Raw genomic sequence first — 15512 nt, forward strand, 5'->3', positions numbered from 1 at the left:
GGTACCGGTACGGCTGGCCGGTGGCAGCCTAGGGTCTTTCGTTTGGATCAGGGCGGATCAGGGAGCGGGGTCCGGTGTGTGCAGCTGCAAGGCGGAGGAGGGAGTCACTGCGGAGCATTGGCGACCGACGACAACGCCGCAGATGGACGTGCCGGGGCACGCGAGCCCGGCCTGATCCGAACGAAAGGCCCCAGGGCGTACCTCCCCTCCCCGGGGGTCAGCACTCGGTCGGCAGCGCGTTTCCGTCCACGCGGACGATGCCGGTGGGGCGTTGGCGGCGGGCGGGCCGGTCGGGCAGCTCCGCGAAGAAGTCGAGGAGGGCGGCGTTCACCTCCGCCGGGCGTTCCAGATGGCCGAAGTGGCCGGCGCGTGCGATCTCGGTGTAGCGGGCGCCCGGGACGGTGTCGGCGATCTCCCGGGTGGCCGTCGCCGGGACCATCACGTCGTCGGCGAAGCCGATGCACAGGAGCGGAATGTCGATCGTGGCGTACCTGGGCAGCCGGTCGGTGTCGCCCATGGCGTCGTACTGGGCGCGGACGCCCGGTCCGTTCGCCCCCGCCGCGAAGGTGAAGACGTCGAGCCAGTCCCGCGACTTCTGCGGATCGCGCAGGGTGTGCGGCGAGAGGTAGCACAGGGCCGAGAAGACGGCGCGGTGGGAGGCGGGGACGTCGGCCCCGCTGTCGTGGAGTTCACGGCGGGCCCGGTTGAGGGCGGAGCCGAACGCGTCGGGGCGGGCCCGGCCGGCCATCAGCACCGCCTGGGAGACGAGTTCGGGCCGGGTGAGGAGGAGTTCACCGACGACGGCGGAGCCCAGGGAGAAGCCGACGATCCGGCAGGGGGCGAGGGAGAGGTGGTCGATCAGGGCGGCCAGGTCGGCCGCCATGGCCTCCAGCGTGATACCGCCGGGCGGTGACATGTTCGGCGGGAGGCCCCGGTTGTCCGGGGCGACCACCCGGTAGCCCGCGTCGAGCAGAGCGGGGGCCTGGTGGGCGCGCCAGGCGGTGCGGCTGGCGGCGGTGCCGTTGACGAGCACCACGGGCGCTCCGTCGCCGCCCGAGTCGTCGTGGACGAGATCGATGCCGTTCAGGGATGCGGTGGGCATGGCGGGGGTCGGACCTCGCTGTCCTGGGTTTCGGCCTTGGTCCAGTAGGTGGTGAGGTGGCCGAACGCTGACAGGCCGTCACCACCTGAGGTGAGGCGCGAGTTCCTCCGATCACGAGGGCGTCGCCAGCTCCGGTTGCCGGAGAAGGGCCCGGCCGGTGCCGGGACCTCCTCGGGCGTTCCGCGACGGCTCGGGCCACGGGGCCCTCACCAGGTGCGGCGGCTTCAGGAAGGGGTCATGCCGGATCGGCCGCCATGCTCTCCGTCAGGCTCTTGGGCCGCAGGTCGGTCCAGTTCTCCTCCACGTAGTCGAGGCAGGCCTGGCGGGTGTCCTCCGGGTGCACCACGGTCCAGCCGGCGGGCACCTCCGCGAAGGCGGGCCACAGGGAGTGCTGCCCCTCGTGGTTGACGAGCACCAGGTAGGTGCCGTTCTCGTCCTCGAACGGGTTGGTCACCGATCCTCCTCGGCCTTAGGCAAGGCTACCTTTACTGCGACGACAGCGACCCTACCCGCCGCGTTCTCAGTTGACGCGACGAATCCCAGAACTCCCGTGCGCAGCGGGAAGCGGCTTCACAGCCCGAGATCGCTGAGGCGCGCCTCGTACCGGATGGTTAGGTCTTCCTCGTCGTCGACCGGGTCGTCCCAGAGGGCCATCAGTTCGGCGCGCACGGCGTCGGGCAGGGCCTCGTACCGCTCGTTCCAGCTGTCGGCGTCCGGGATCCAGTAGCCGACGACCTTGAACCGCGTGGCGGGCAGCCCCAGCTCCTTGCGGAGGTAACGGCGAACGGTGCGCAGCGCGTTGGTCTCGCCCGCGACCCAGACGTAGCCGCCGGTCATGTCCGTGCCGGGCGGGATCGCGGCGCTCACCAGCTCGGCCAGCCGACTGGCTCCGAGGCCGTTGCCGCCGTAGGTCCAGGTCACCTTGGTGCCGGGCAGCGGCTGGACGGCCTCGGGGCCGGGCAGTTCGACGACCACGCGGGTGGCGACGTCGTCCGGGGTGTTCTCCAGCAGGCGGGCCACGGCGGGCAGGCCGGTCTGGTCGGCGATCAGCACCTGCCAGGCGAGGTCGTCGGGGGGGCTGTAGAGGCCGGTGGGGTCGTTCACGCCGAGGACGTCCCCGGGCTGCGCGCCGGCCACCCAGGTCGACGCGACGCCGTGGTCGTGCAGCACGAAGTCGATGTCGATCTCACCGGCCTCCGGGCGCACCGCCCGCACGGTGTACGTCCGTATCGGGGCGACGGGCCGACCTTCCGGGGTCTCCCAGCCCTTCTCCGTGGTGATGGGCAGGGAGACGTCACCGCGGTCCGGGCCGTGCGGGAAGAAGAGGCGGATGTACTCGTCGCCGGCCCCGGTCGACTCGAAACCGGCGAGCCCCTCACCGTGCAGCGTGACCCGGGTCATGGTCGGGGTGAGCGGCTGGACTCGGGCGACGACGGCTCGGTGGATCGTCATGGGCACTGCCCCTTCGTACGCGGTGGTCGGCCTGGTCGCGGGGGCGACAGGACGCGGATACGCCCATCGGACACGGCCACGGGTGGCGGGGCGGCACCCCGGACGGGGTGCGGCGCACACGAGGCGACCACCCGGCCCGGATCAGCCCTCTTGCCTCAGGACGGCTCCGATTCGACTTAGGACAGCCTAACCTTCTTCTGTACGGTGTTCGATACCGCGTCCGGCACACCGCCCCCCCCTGCCGGACCGGTGGCGGCCGGACCCCTTCCCGTACGGCAGGTGTCAGCAGATCCGCGGCAGTTGCTCACCGAGCGGCATGTCCACCACACGCGTGCCGCCGAGGCCGGTGGCGGCCACGACCATGCCGGGGTGGTCCTCGACGCAGGTCCCGATCCGCACCGACTCCTTGCCGAGCGGGTGGGCGCGCATCGCCTCCAGGACGGCGTCGGCGTGGCCGGGCGGTACGAAGGCGACGAGCTTGCCCTCATTGGCTACGTACAGGGGGTCGAGGCCCAGGAAGGAGCAGGCGTTGGCGACGGTGTCGGGCACGGGGAGGGACCGTTCGTCCAGGGTGATGCCCACACCGGCGGCTCCGGCGATCTCGTTGAGCGAGGTGGCCAGGCCGCCCCGGGTGGGGTCGCGCAGGACATGGAGGTCCTGGCAGGCGGTCAGCATGTCGGCCACCATTCCGGCCAGAGAAGCGGTGTCGCTCTGGATCTCGACGCCGAACTCCAGCCCCTCGCGCACGCTCATGATGGCGATGCCGTGGACGCCTATCTGGCCGCTGACCAGCACCGCGTCACCGGGAGCGGCCCGTTGCGGGCGGATGTCGACACCATCGGGGACCAGCCCGATCCCAGCGGTGTTGATGAAGATCCCGTCGCCGTGTCCGGCGTCGACGACCTTCGTGTCGCCGGTCGCGACGGTCACTCCGGCGGTGCGCGCGGCGTCGCCGAGCGCCTGGGCGACCCGGCCGACGACGGAGAGTTCGACGCCCTCCTCAAGGATGAAGCCGCAGGAGAGGTAGGCCGGGACGGCTCCGGCCATGGCCAGGTCGTTGACCGTCCCGTTGACGGCGAGGTCTCCGATGGACCCGCCGGGGAAGAACAGCGGCCGGACCACGAAGGAGTCGGTGGAGAAGGCGAGCTTGGCGCCGCCCATCGTCAGGTGCGCGGAGTCGCCCAGTTCGGCGAGTACGTCGCTGCCGAAGGCGGGGGCGAAGAGGTGTTCCACCAGCTCGGCGGAGAGCGTTCCGCCGCCGCCGTGGCCCATGACGATGCGTTCGTGGTCGCGCAGGGGCGCGGGACAGGTCCAGCCGGAGAAGCCGGCGGGAGCGGGGGCGATGTCAGCCAACGGAACTCGCCTCCTTGGTGACGGTCTTGGGGGTCTTCTCCGGAGCATCGAGCCGCCGGTACAGGTAGTACGCGGCGCACGCGCCCTCGCTGGAGACCATGGTGGCGCCGAGCGGGTTGCGCGGGGTGCACTCCTTGCCGAAGGCGGCGCACTCGTGCGGCTTGATGAGGCCTTGGAGGACTTCGCCGCTGCGGCAGACCGTGGACTCCTCGGTCTCGATGCCGGTGACCGAGAACCGGTGCTCGGCGTCGTACTCCCGGTACTTCGGCGACAGCCGCCAGCCGCTCTGCGGGATCATCCCGATGCCGCGCCAGGACCGGTCGGTGACCTCGAAGACGTCGGCCAGCATCGCCTGCGCGGCCGGGCTGCCCTCTTCGTTGACGGCGCGCGGGTAGGCGTTCTCGAGGGTGTGCTCGCCCGCCTCCAGCTGCCGTACGGCACGCCGGATGCCTTCGAGGATGTCCAGCGGCTCGAAGCCGGTGACCACGATGGGCACCTTGTGCTGGGCGGCGAGCTCCGGGTACTCCTTGGTGCCCATGACCGTGCAGACGTGTCCGGCGGCGAGGAACGCCTGGACCTGGCAGTCCGGCGAGTTCATGATCGCGTCGATCGCCGGGGGCACCCGTACGTGGGAGACCAGCAGGCTGAAGTTGGGGATGGAGAGCTTCTTCGCCTGGTAGACCGTCATCGCGTTGGGCGGGGCGGTGGTCTCGAAGCCGATGCCGAAGAAGACGACCTGCTTCTGCGGGTTCTCCTGGGCGATGCGCAGGGCGTCCAGCGGCGAGTAGACCACCCGTACGTCCGCGCCCTCGCTCTTGACCTGGAACAGGTCGCGGCCGCTGCCCGGGACGCGGAGCATGTCGCCGAAGGAGCAGAAGATCACGTCGGGGCGGGAGGCGATCTCCAGGGCCTTGTCGATGATCTCCAGCGGGGTGACGCAGACCGGGCAGCCGGGGCCGTGGATCAGCCGGATCTCGTCGGGGAGCAGCTGGTCGATGCCGTGGCGGATGATCGAGTGCGTCTGTCCGCCGCAGACCTCCATCAGGGACCAGGGCTTGGTGGTGAGCGCCCGGATGTCGTCGAAGAGCCGCTTCGCGAGGACCGGGTCGCTGAATTCGTCGAGGTACTTCATGACCGCGCCTCCTTCTCACTCCCGCCGGCGGGGAGTTCGGTCCCTGCCGGTCGCCGGGCGCCCGCGTCCCTGGCCGCCTTGCCCCAGTGGTCGCCGAACTCCTCCTCCAGGACGCCGAGGTTCTCGAAGAGTTCCAGGGTCTGGCGCGCCGATTCCTCGTCGAGCCGTTGCAGGGCGAATCCGACGTGGACGATGGCGTAGTCCCCCACCTGCATGTCGGGGACGTACTCCAGGCAGACGTCCTTGACGACGCCGCCGAAGTCCACCTTGGCCATTCGCGTGGCGTCGCGTTCCTCGATCTCCAGCACTCGGCCGGGTACGGCCAGACACATGGCGCTCTCCTCCCTCACTCCTTCGTCCGGGCGGCGACCATCAGCTGTCCGAGGGCGAGCCCGCCGTCGTTGGGAGGCACCTTGCGGTGTCTCAGTACGGTGAAGCCGTCCTCTTCGAGGCCGGCCGAACAGCCCTCCGTCAGCAGGGCGTTGCAGAAGACACCTCCGGTCAGGGCCACGGTGGCGATGCCCGTACGCTGCCGGGCCGCCGCGCACACGTCACGGACGAGGCCGGTCACCGCCCGGTGGAAGCGGCGGGCGACGGCCGGGGCCGGTGCACCGCCCAGGACGTCCGCCGCGGCGGCGGCCAGGACGGGTGACGGGTCGGCGATCAGGGGGGTCTCCGGCCCGCCCGGCTCTGCCCCCAGGATGAACCTGTACGCGCGTCCGCGCCCGTTGTCGTCCAGCGCCGCGTTCTCCAGGCGCATGGCGGCCTCGGCCTCGTACTCCACCCGGTGGCAGATACCCGCGAGCGAGGAGACCGCGTCGAAGAGGCGGCCCATGCTGGAGGTGGGGACGCAGTTCAGTCCGCGCTCCAGCTGGCGGGCCAGGAGACGTCGTTCGCCGGGCGGGGCGACGGCGGTGCACGGCAGTCCGTCCGACCACGGCACTCCGGCGGCGCGGAGGTGGGAGAGCGCCATCCGGTACGGGTTGCGGACGGCCGCGTCCCCGCCCGGCAGGGGTACGTAACGGAGGTGGGCGAAGCGCCGGAAGCCGTCGTAGTCCGCGATGAGCACCTCGCCGCCCCAGACCGCACCGTCGTCGCCGTACCCGGTGCCGTCGAAGGCGATGCCGATGACGGGGGCGGTGCCGTCGAGCCCGTGCTCGGCCATGGTGGAGGCGACGTGGGCGTGGTGGTGCTGGACCTGGCGGAGGGGGAGGCCGCGCGCCTCGGCGGTGCGGCGGGCCCACCGGGTGGAGCGGTAGCCGGGGTGGCGGTCGGCGATCAGCAGGCTCGGGGTGACGGTGGTCAGGTCGGTGAGGTGCGCGGTGGCCTTCTCGAAGGCGGTGAGGGTGGCCAGGTCGTCCATGTCCCCGACGTGGGCGGAGAGCCAGGCGTAGCGGTCGTCGGCGGCGCAGAAGGTGTTCTTCAGGTCTCCGCCGACCGCGAGGGCCGGCAGGACGGGCACGGGCAGAGCGAGCGGCAGCGGGGCGTAGCCGCGCGAGCGGCGGACCGGGAGTTCGGCCCCGGCGCAGATCCGGACCACCGAGTCGTCGCAGGGCACGTGGATGGGCCGGTCGTGCTGGAGCCAGACGTCGGCGAGACCGTCGAGCCGGGCCAGGGCTTCGGCGTCGTCGGTGACGATCGGCTCACCGGAGCGGTTTCCGCTGGTCATGACCAGGGCGGGCGGCCCTGGCGGGTCGCCGGGCAGGCCGAGGAGGAGGCGATGCAGCGGGGTGTACGGGAGCATCACGCCGAGGTCGGGGCTGCCGGGCGCGACACCGGGTGCCACGTCGGCGGACGGCGAGGTGTGGCGGCGCAGCAGGACGACCGGTTTACGGGGGCCGGTGAGGAGGTCGCGTTCGGCCTCGTCGACCCGGGCGAGGCGGTGGACGGTCTCCAGCGAGTCCGCGAGGACGGCGAAGGGCTTGCCGCCCCGGTTCTTGCGCTTGCGCAGGGTGCGTACGGCGGCGGGGTCGCCCGCGTCGCAGGCCAGGTGGTAGCCGCCGATCCCCTTCACCGCGACCACGGCGCCCGCAGCCAGGAGCCGGCGGGCCTCCGCGAGCGCCTCGCCCCCGTGCAGCGCTCCCGGGTCCTCGGGGCCCCGGCGGAGGGTGAGGCGGGGGCCGCAGGCGGGGCAGGCGATCGGCTGGGCGTGGAAGCGGCGGTCGGCGGGGTCGGCGTACTCGCGGGTGCAGTCCTGGCACATCGGGAAGCCCGCCATGGTGGTGCGGGGCCGGTCGTAGGGCAGGCCCGTCACGACGGTGAAACGGGGGCCGCAGTGGGTGCACGTGATGAACGGGTGGCGGTGGCGCCGGTCGGCCGGGTCCGCGAGTTCGGCGAGGCAGGCGTCGCAGGTCGCCGTGTCCGGCGGGATCAGGGTGCGGCCGGTGCCGGAGGAGGCGGAGGGGCGGATGGTGAAGCCGGAACCGTCGTTCAGGGCGGGCACGGCGTGCGGCTCGACCGATTCCACGACGGCGAGCGGGGGTGCGCGGGTCCCGATCGCATCGGTGAAGGCGTCCACCGCCGCCGCCGGTCCCTCGACCTCCGTGACGACGCCGTCGGCGTCGTTGGTGACCCAGCCGGTGAGGCCGTGCTCCTCGGCCAGGGTGTAGACGAACGGACGGAATCCGACGCCCTGGACGGCGCCGCGCACGGTGAGGTGGCGGCGGACCCGGTTCTGCGGGGTCGCCGTGGGCGGGGGTGCCGGTTCCGTCGCGGTCATCGCGGGGGTCCGGCGGGGGCGTGGGAGTGCTCGGCGGACGGGGTGTCGTGGTGGTGCAGGTGCTTCTCGTGCTGTCGCGCGAGCACCGGCGTATGCGTCTCGCGCCCGTCCGCCGCGCGCAGGACGCGGGCGAGGAGGTCGTCGACGCCCTCGCCGGTCCGGGCGGAGGTCTCGATGACGGGCACGCCCGGATTGACCTGCTGGACGCCGCTGAGGAATTCGTCCCGACGGAATTCCACCGCGTCGGCGAGATCCGTCTTGGTGATCACTACCAGGTGCGCGAGGCCGAAGGCCGCCGGGTACTTCACCGGCTTGTCCTCGCCCTCGGTCACCGAGGCGAGGGCGATGCGCAGGGTCTCGCCGAGGTCGTAGGAGGCGGGGCAGACGAGGTTGCCGACGTTCTCGACGAACAGCAGCCGGGTCCCTTCGGGCAGCCAGCCCTCCAGCTTGCCCTGGAGCATTCCGGCCTCCAGGTGGCAGAGCCCGTCGGTGAGGATCTGCTGTACGGGGGCTCCCGAGCGGGCGAGGCGCGTCGCGTCGTTCTCGGTGGCGAGGTCGGCGGTGACGGCGGCGGCCGGGGTGCCGCCGGCGACGGCCCGGGTCAGCAGGGCCTCCAGGAGGGCGGTCTTGCCGCTGCCGGGGCTGGACATGAGGTTGACGGCCGTGGTGCCGCGATCGTCCAGGGTGCGGCGCAGCTCCACCGCGTTGGTGTCGTTCTTCGCCAGCACAGCCTGATGCAGGTCAACGGTGCGGCACATGGCTCGCCTCCGGTACGTCTTCCCCGTGCCGGTCCTCGTCGTCCGGGCGGACGTCGTCCAGGACGACCCGGGCGATCTCCAGTTCGCGCCCGCCGGTGAGGCTCATCGCCTGCTCGCAGGCGCCGCACCACAGGTCCGGGGGCATCCCGGTCGCGGTGTCCCGGCCGCAGCCCTCGCAGCGGGCCCTTCCCTCAACAGTTTCGATCAGCAGCCGGGCGTCCGCCAGGGCAGTGCCCTCGGCCGCCACGCCGAAGGAGAAGTCCAGCGCCTCGGGCACCACCCCGGACAGTTCCCCGACCCGAAGGGTCAGCGACCGGACCGGGACCCGTTCCGCCCCGCGTTCCCGCAGCGCGCCGTCGACCTGGTCGACGACGGCCAGCGCGATGGACAGCTCATGCACCGCGCTCACCTCCTCGCTACCCTGAAAGGACCATGCCTGGTCACGAGGTCGAACGGCGAGCGCTGCTCACCCCGGTCCTGCTCCTGCTCCTGGCCGAACGCCGGGGTCACGGCTATCAGCTGGTGCAGCGCCTGGGCGCGTTCGGCTGGGAGGAAGCCGAGTCGGCCCATGTCTACCGGCTGCTGCGGTCCATGGAGAAGTGCGGTGAGGTCACCTCCCAGTGGTGCGCCTCCGCCTCCGGGCCCGCCCGCCGGGTGTACGCCATCACCCCGCAGGGCGCCATGAACCTCGCCCTGTGGTTCGTCAGGCTGGGAGAACTGCACAGCACCCTCCATCTCTTCCTCGAGCGCTATGTGCAGCTGGAGGACGTCGGGGGCGGGGAGGAGCCCCCGCACCACGCGGAGCATGGGGACTACATCCGGCGCATGCGCAGGTAGCGCCGGGCGTCGGGCAGGTTTCTGACGAGGCCGTAGATGGCCGCGAGGCCCGCGGCGACGCCTATCCACATCCAGTGCATCCTGTCCTCCAACGTCGTGGTCTCAGTTCTTCTGCGGTACGGGATTCCGCTGCGGTACGGGGGTGGCGCGGCGCGACACCAGGTCGAGCACCAGGCCCACCGCCGGCTCCACCGCCTCCTCGACGGGCGGGCTGAGCCCGATGCCCTCGCCCGTGTCCCGGGGTTCGCAGCCGACGACGTAGACCTCGTCGGGGAGCGTCCCGCCCGCGCCGGCGTGCAGGTCGTGCAGCAGGCCGAGCACGGTGGCGGGGTCCATGGCGTGGGTGTCGAGCGGGCCGGGCCGGTGCCCGGTGTCCGGGGGCTGCGGCCCGACGTCGATCGTGTACAGCGTGCCGGGCGGGGAGCCCCGGCTCACCAGGTCGACCAGGACGAGGGTGCGGTAGCCCTCCAGCAGCCGGTAGGCGAGGTGCACCCCGCGGATTCCGGCGTCCATCAGTTCGGTCCCGGGCGGCAGACGGGACGGTTCCAGGGCGCCGAGCCGCCGGACCGTCTCCACGCCGAAGCCGTCGTCCTGGAGGAAGATGTTGCCGACCCCGGCGACGAGCACGCGCCCAGGTGTCTCCGTACCGCTCATGGCTCCTCCTCCTTCAGCGGCGCCACTTCGTCCGGCTTGAAGTAGAGGAAGCGGCCCTGCTGGCGGCGGATGTCGGTGCCCGGGTCGTCGTCCAGGACGACGGCGAGGTGCAGCTCCCCGTCCAGGTCCGCGACGACCGCTTCGACGGTGGCCCGGCAGCCCCGCAGGAACGTGTCCTGGGCGTCCGTGCGGCGGGCCCCCGGGGTGAGGAGGACCCGGGAGCCCTGGCCGACGGCCTCACCGTCTATGGGGATGGTGGTGGGCGCGTCGGCCGCCTCGGGGTCCTGCTGCGGGTCCCACCAGGGATGCCCGGTGCCTTCGGGGAGGGTCAGCCCGGCAACGGGCTCACCGGCGGCGGGCTGTTCCTCCCCCGTCACCTCCCGCAGCCCCCGGATCGCTCCGTGCAGCCGCTCCCGTACCGCCTCGGGCATGGAGTCCACCAGGTCGATGACCTCGGCGGCGCGGTCGTCGGTGCCGCGTGCCTCGCGCTTCTCCCGCTCGGTGAGGGCGGCGGTGCGCAGCGCGAGGATCTCGTCGATCTCGGTGGCGTCGTAGAGCGGGCCGGGGCTCTCGTCGGCGAGGACGGGGTGGTCATCCAGGATGATCGGCGAGGAGAGGACGAGGTCCTCGCGGTCCGCCGGGCCCGCCAGGACGGGCCAGGTCCGGTCGTTGCGCAGCTCCGCGACGGCGGGGCGGGCCCACTCGGGCGGGTCCGTCATGGAGAGGAATCTGCCTCCCTGGACGGCGAGCAGCAGGTGGGCGCCGATCATGCTGTGCGGGAGGGCCGCCGTCCGGTCCCCGGCCGGGGCGTCGGTGGTGTTGTGCACGGTGACGGTGAGGCGCGACACCCGGTAGGGGCCGGGGAGTTGTTCGATCCGGGGGCGGACCTCGCCGGTCAGTCGCGCCCGTCGCCGTACGAGCCGTCCCAGGGCCCGGCCCCGGTCGTCCAGCACCGGTTCGTGCTCGACGGCGGGCGGCAGGTCGAAGGTGACGGTACGGGTGTGGGCCTGCTCCCCCGTCAGTTCGGCGAGGGGCGCGTGGAGCCGGATGCGCTCCTCGTGGCCCTCGTCCCAGGGGACCAGGACCCGGTCGGGCAACTCCAGTTCGGGAACCTCGGTGTACGTGCCGTCGGGGTCGAGGCGTTCGACGGTCCGCCGCCGTACGTGCAGGAAGCGGAGTTCGGCGTGGAGGCGGTCGGCGGTGCGGGGCTCCAGGAGGATGTCGGTGCGCTGTTCCGCGTACTCACCGCCCTGAGCCGTGCAGGCGGGCGGCACCAGGACGCCGAACTGCCAGCGCATCTGGTTCTTCGCGGACGAGGCGCGGTAGGGGTAGAGGACGTACCCCTCGAAGAGGACGGCGTCGGCGACCGTACGGACCTGGTCGAGGGCGTCGTCGAGGGTTCCGGGCGGAGGCAGCAGGTCCGGGGCGGTCATCTCACTCCACCCCCTTCGTCCCGGTCGCTTCGGCGGTGGCGAGCAGCTCCTCGAAGACCTGCTCCCACGACGGCAGGGCTTGCGCGGAGCGGTAGCGGCGCAGCGATTCGAGGCTGTCCTTGCGCAGCCGCAGCCAGCCCGTGTTGGGGAAGTAGGACTCGATCAGCTCCCGCCAGACGTCCACTGGCATCAGGCAGGACGCCTCCTTGTGCCAGGGGATCGGCTCGGCGCGGAAGCCGTTGCGGCCGGTGAACACCGTGCCGGAGAAGAGCATGAGCAGCGGTATCTCACCGCGCGCGAGGGCCCGGAAGTACGAGGCGGAGGCGACCTCGGTGTCGTACGTGCAGGGCACCGGGAGGTCGACGTGGGTGGTCCCGGTGAAGGCGGGCACGGTGATGGAGGCGTGGGCGAACTGGAGCGGTTTGAGGGTGCTGCTCCAGCGGCTGGGCTCGCCGAACAGGTCGCCCAGCATGTCGACCTCGTCCGGGTCGTAGGTGCGCTGCGCCGGCTCGATCCGGATCTGGCAGCGCAGGGCGACGGCGTGCACGGGCTGGTGGTCGAGCTCCTCGATGCGCAGGTCGAACAGGAGCGTGGGGCTCGCGCCGAAGGGCTCGGGCCGTACGCCGGTGCAGCGGAAGTCGAGATCGGTCACGGGGCGCCCCCGGGGTTCCCCGCGCCGGAGGCCTCGGCCTCGGCGGGCAGCGGCCGCGCGCGGGCTGCGACGCGTTCGAAGAACTCCGCGATGTCCGCGCGGGCCTCGGCCCCGCCGTCGAAGCCCTTCCAGTGGAGCCGCATCCGGCCGACGAGTTCGTAGCAGACGTCGATCGGGACGAGGGTGCAGGTCGCGGGCTTTCCTCGCTCGGCGTGCAGCAGCAGCGCCTCCACATCGTCCTGGAGCAGCCCGGCGAGGCGGGTGGAGCCGATGACGGCGTCCCAGGTCGCGGGGTCGAGTTCGCTCTCGGTCGCTCCGGCGGGGCTCGGGTAGAAGGCGGCGAACCGGTCGAGTTCGGAGTTACGGAAGAAGAAGGCGAGGCCGACGGGGATCTGGAGCCGGTTCCAGCCGTCGCCGTCGAGGATGAAGCCTGGGTCGGTGAGGTAGCGGTCCGGGACGGCCCGGAAGCGGCCCTGCCCCGCGCCGGGCCGGGTGAAGAGCAGGTGGCAGGGCGGGCAGCAGCACTTGAGGGAACGCCGGGTGGTGTCGACGAGGTGCCGGTGCTCGTCCGGCAGCGGCTCCCCGCACAGCTCGCACCGCTCCCCCGGCGGCGGGGGCCGCCGGGTGAACTGGGCGAGCACGCCCGCGCTCACGGCCCTGCCCCCAGCAGCTCGGGCAGCGCGACCCGGACGGCTCCCTCCTCCTCCAGGAGCGGCAGGGGCTCCAGGTGGGACTGCTCGCCGCGCCCCGCGTGCCGTACGTCGAACCGGGCGGCGCACTCGGCGCAGCTCAGGAACTCCCCGTCGAGGGGCGCGGTGCGCAGGTCGGCCCCGCAGCCGGGGCAGCGGTCGCGGTAGGCGTACAGGTTGCCGGGGAGCCGGACGAGCAGGAGCGCGTTGCCCTCGACGTCGGCGACGCGGGTGGCGTGGTCGCGGGCGGGCAGGGCGGGAGTGGCGAGGGTGTGCCAGTGGGGCGGTTCCCCGTCGGCGGCCGGAGGCGGTGCACCCGGGGCGTCGGCGGGCGGGTGCGGCAGGATCTGCAGCAGGGGCTGTCCACCGGCGGCGGGAGCCTCGGTGACCCCTTCCACCTCGATGTGCGCGATCTCCGGCGCGAGGCGGGCGACGGCCTCCTCGATGGTCCAGCGCACGGTCTGGGTGGAGGACGGACAGCCGTCGCAGCTGCCGCGCAACCGCAGCCGCAGGGTGGGCCCGTCCGGCGCCTCGGTGTCGAGTCCGGCGACCTCGACATCGCCGGCGTGCGAGCCGAGGTAGGGGCGGACCTTGTCGAGCGCGCGGCCCACCCGGGTCATGGTGTCCTCGGGGTGCAGGTCGTGCAGGACCAGCAGGTCTCCGACGAGTTCGTCGGCGGTGAGCACGGCGAGCGGGTCGGATCCGGCCGGGGCGGCGCGCAGGAGGCGTACGGTCCGGGCGAGGCCTTCGCCGTAGAACTCGACGACGCTGCGTACGAGTTCGTCGGCGGTCTCGCGGGCCTGGGGTCCGGCCTCGCGTCCCAGTCGGTCCAGCAGTTCACCGATGCGTGCACCGGGGTCGGCTCCCGCCATCGTGGGCCCCTTTCCTGGATGGATCACGGGGTCGGGGGTGGTGCGGGGTCAGCCGCCCGCCAGCCCGCTGAGCCCGGTCGGCATATGGGTCTGCTCGACGGTCCGGCCGCCGCCGACGTACATGTGGACGCCGCACGGCAGGCACGGGTCGAAGCTGCGGACGGCCCGCATGATGTCGATGCCCTTGAAGTTCTCGGGCGGGTTCTCCTCGAAGATGGGGGTGTTCTGGACGGCGTCCTCGTACGGTCCGGGGGTGCCGTAGCTGTCGCGGACGCTGCCGTTCCAGGGGGTCGGCGGGTAGGGGTGGTAGTTGGCGATCTTCCTGTCCCGGATGACCATGTGGTGGGAGAGGACGCCGCGTACCGCTTCGGTGAATCCGACGCCGATCGACTCGTCGGGGACGTCGAACTGCTCCCAGGTCTGGGTGCGTCCGGCGCGGACCTCCCCCATAGCCTGCTCGGCGAAGTGGAGGGCGGCGGCGGCCGCGTACGCCTGGAAGTAGGTGCGGGCCCGGTTGCGTTCGATGGCGTTGGACCACTGCGGGATCTTCCACTCCAGCGCCATCTCCGGCTTGGTCATCGTGCGCGGGAGGTTGATCTGGACGCTGTGGCCGGTGGCCTTGATGTAGCCGATGTCGACGAGTCCGGACAGGGCCGTGGACCAGAGGCGGGCGATGGGGCCGCCGCCGGTGTCCAGGGCGAGGTGATCGGTGCCGTCGAACCAGCGCGGCGACATGACCCAGCTGTACTTGTCGTCGAAGTCCCGCTTCTGCGGGGCCGGGATGGTGTGCTGGTTCCAGGGGTGGCGTTCGTCCAGCTCGTTGCCGAGCGGGTCGCGCTCCACGAACTTGCCCATGCCCGCCCAGTCCTCGTAGTACGAGCTGCCGAGCAGGATGCGGATGCCGAGGTTGATGTCGACGAGGCTGTTGGTGACGAGCCTGCCGTCCACGATGACGCCGGGGGTGACGAACATCCGCCTGCCCCAGTCCTCCATGTTGGCGTACGTGAAGTCGCAGTACTCGGGGTCGTTGAGCGCTCCCCAGCAGCCGAGCAGGATGCGCCGGCGGCCGACCTCCTCGTAGCCGGGCAGTGCCTCGTAGAAGAAGTCGAAGAGGTCGTCGTGGAGCGGGACGACCCGCTTCATGAACTCGACGTAGCGGGTGAGGCGGGTGAGGTAGTCGGTGAAGAGCTGGATGGTCGCCACCGTGCCGACGCCGCCGGGGTAGAGCGTGGAGGGGTGCACATGGCGGCCCTCCATCAGGCAGAACATCTCCCGGGTGTACCGGCTGACCTGGAGCGCCTCGCGGTAGAACTCGCCCTCCAGCGGGTTCAGGGAGCGCATGATGTCGGCGATCGTGCGGTAGCCGTGGTCGGCGGCGTGCGGGGCCTCGGTGCGTTCCGCGAGTTCGAGGACTCCGGGGTTGGTCTCGGCGACCATCCGCTCGCAGTAGTCCACGCCGACCAGGTTCTCCTGGAAGATGTTGTGGTCGAACATGTACTCGGCGGCCTCACCGAGGTTGATGATCCACTCGCCGAGGTGCGGGGGCGCCACTCCGTACGCCATGTTCTGCGCGTACACGGAACAGGTGGCGTGGTTGTCGCCGCAGATACCGCAGATGCGGCTCGTGATGAAGTGCGCGTCGCGGGGATCCTTGCCCTTCATGAAGACGCTGTAGCCGCGGAAGATCGACGAGGTGCTGTAGCACTCCGCGACCCGCTTGGCGGCGAAGTCGATCTTGGTGTGGATGCCGAGGCTGCCGACGATGCGCGTGATCGGGTCCCACGACATCTCCATGAGGCCGTCAGCGTCGACGGCGGGTTTGCCGGTCTCAGTCGCCATGGTCCCGCGCCGCCTTTCTG

The 15512-nt window shown here is 71.9% G+C and carries 17 protein-coding genes; 1 reads left to right on the forward strand and 16 read right to left on the reverse strand.

Annotated features, from left to right (window positions below; translation table 11 throughout):
- Positions 1 to 217: 217 nt before the first annotated feature.
- The 9 genes from ACK8N7_RS02400 to ACK8N7_RS02440 all read right to left on the reverse strand — a co-directional run bounded on the left by ACK8N7_RS02400 (position 218) and on the right by ACK8N7_RS02440 (position 8916).
- On the reverse strand, positions 218 to 1102 hold the full coding sequence (locus ACK8N7_RS02400) for an alpha/beta fold hydrolase (protein ID WP_403219170.1): 885 nt from the start codon (positions 1100 to 1102) through the stop codon (positions 218 to 220).
- 235 nt (positions 1103 to 1337) lie between these two features.
- Positions 1338 to 1556, reverse strand: coding sequence for an MbtH family protein (locus ACK8N7_RS02405; RefSeq protein WP_015613088.1), 219 nt, complete (start codon positions 1554 to 1556; stop codon positions 1338 to 1340).
- 116 nt (positions 1557 to 1672) lie between these two features.
- On the reverse strand, positions 1673 to 2554 hold the full coding sequence (locus ACK8N7_RS02410) for a siderophore-interacting protein (protein WP_500440664.1): 882 nt from the start codon (positions 2552 to 2554) through the stop codon (positions 1673 to 1675).
- Positions 2555 to 2836: 282 nt separating this feature from the next.
- On the reverse strand, positions 2837 to 3826 hold the full coding sequence (gene hypE / locus ACK8N7_RS02415; protein ID WP_403219195.1) for a hydrogenase expression/formation protein HypE: 990 nt from the start codon (positions 3824 to 3826) through the stop codon (positions 2837 to 2839).
- Between the two features lie 73 nt (positions 3827 to 3899).
- A complete protein-coding gene (hypD, locus tag ACK8N7_RS02420) occupies positions 3900 to 5039 on the reverse strand; it encodes a hydrogenase formation protein HypD (protein WP_403219166.1) in 1140 nt (379 codons plus the stop codon).
- Positions 5036 to 5371, reverse strand: coding sequence for a HypC/HybG/HupF family hydrogenase formation chaperone (locus ACK8N7_RS02425; protein ID WP_500440666.1), 336 nt, complete (start codon positions 5369 to 5371; stop codon positions 5036 to 5038). The genes hypD and ACK8N7_RS02425 overlap by 4 nt, the downstream gene beginning before the upstream one ends.
- 14 nt (positions 5372 to 5385) lie before the next feature.
- Entirely contained in the window at positions 5386 to 7758 is a 2373-nt protein-coding gene (gene hypF, locus ACK8N7_RS02430) for a carbamoyltransferase HypF (RefSeq protein WP_403219162.1), read from the reverse strand.
- On the reverse strand, positions 7755 to 8516 hold the full coding sequence (gene hypB / locus ACK8N7_RS02435) for a hydrogenase nickel incorporation protein HypB (protein ID WP_500440668.1): 762 nt from the start codon (positions 8514 to 8516) through the stop codon (positions 7755 to 7757). Before hypB ends, hypF begins: the two co-directional genes overlap by 4 nt.
- Entirely contained in the window at positions 8500 to 8916 is a 417-nt protein-coding gene (locus ACK8N7_RS02440) for a hydrogenase maturation nickel metallochaperone HypA/HybF (protein ID WP_500445656.1), read from the reverse strand. The genes hypB and ACK8N7_RS02440 overlap by 17 nt, the downstream gene beginning before the upstream one ends.
- 32 nt (positions 8917 to 8948) lie before the next feature.
- Here ACK8N7_RS02440 and ACK8N7_RS02445 point away from each other — a divergent pair, with 32 nt between their 5' ends.
- Entirely contained in the window at positions 8949 to 9353 is a 405-nt protein-coding gene (locus tag ACK8N7_RS02445; RefSeq protein ID WP_403219158.1) for a helix-turn-helix transcriptional regulator, read from the forward strand.
- Here ACK8N7_RS02445 and ACK8N7_RS02450 read toward each other — a convergent pair.
- From ACK8N7_RS02450 to ACK8N7_RS02480, 7 genes are read right to left on the reverse strand one after another with little or no spacing between them, the layout of a single operon-like run.
- Positions 9329 to 9433 (reverse strand): DUF6893 family small protein, encoded by a 105-nt coding sequence (locus ACK8N7_RS02450; RefSeq protein WP_388411155.1) that lies wholly within the window; start codon positions 9431 to 9433, stop codon positions 9329 to 9331. The two genes, ACK8N7_RS02445 and ACK8N7_RS02450, sit on opposite strands and share 25 nt — an antisense overlap.
- Positions 9434 to 9455: 22 nt before the next feature.
- The gene (locus ACK8N7_RS02455; protein ID WP_403219156.1) at positions 9456 to 10007 is read right to left on the reverse strand and encodes a hydrogenase maturation protease; all 552 of its coding nucleotides are present in this window, start codon (positions 10005 to 10007) and stop codon (positions 9456 to 9458) included.
- Entirely contained in the window at positions 10004 to 11440 is a 1437-nt protein-coding gene (locus ACK8N7_RS02460; RefSeq protein WP_403219154.1) for a hypothetical protein, read from the reverse strand. The genes ACK8N7_RS02455 and ACK8N7_RS02460 overlap by 4 nt, the downstream gene beginning before the upstream one ends.
- Position 11441: 1 nt before the next feature.
- On the reverse strand, positions 11442 to 12092 hold the full coding sequence (locus tag ACK8N7_RS02465; RefSeq protein WP_403219152.1) for a DUF6084 family protein: 651 nt from the start codon (positions 12090 to 12092) through the stop codon (positions 11442 to 11444).
- Entirely contained in the window at positions 12089 to 12745 is a 657-nt protein-coding gene (locus tag ACK8N7_RS02470) for a DUF5947 family protein (RefSeq protein WP_403219150.1), read from the reverse strand. Before ACK8N7_RS02470 ends, ACK8N7_RS02465 begins: the two co-directional genes overlap by 4 nt.
- A complete protein-coding gene (locus tag ACK8N7_RS02475; RefSeq protein ID WP_403219148.1) occupies positions 12742 to 13653 on the reverse strand; it encodes a NifU-related iron-sulfur-binding protein in 912 nt (303 codons plus the stop codon). Before ACK8N7_RS02475 ends, ACK8N7_RS02470 begins: the two co-directional genes overlap by 4 nt.
- Before the next feature lie 48 nt (positions 13654 to 13701).
- The gene (locus ACK8N7_RS02480) at positions 13702 to 15492 is read right to left on the reverse strand and encodes a nickel-dependent hydrogenase large subunit (RefSeq protein ID WP_500440672.1); all 1791 of its coding nucleotides are present in this window, start codon (positions 15490 to 15492) and stop codon (positions 13702 to 13704) included.
- Positions 15493 to 15512 lie beyond the last annotated feature (20 nt).

The sequence above is a fragment of the Streptomyces griseobrunneus genome (genome assembly GCF_046713465.1).
In the GTDB taxonomy this organism is placed as follows: domain Bacteria; phylum Actinomycetota; class Actinomycetes; order Streptomycetales; family Streptomycetaceae; genus Streptomyces; species Streptomyces microflavus.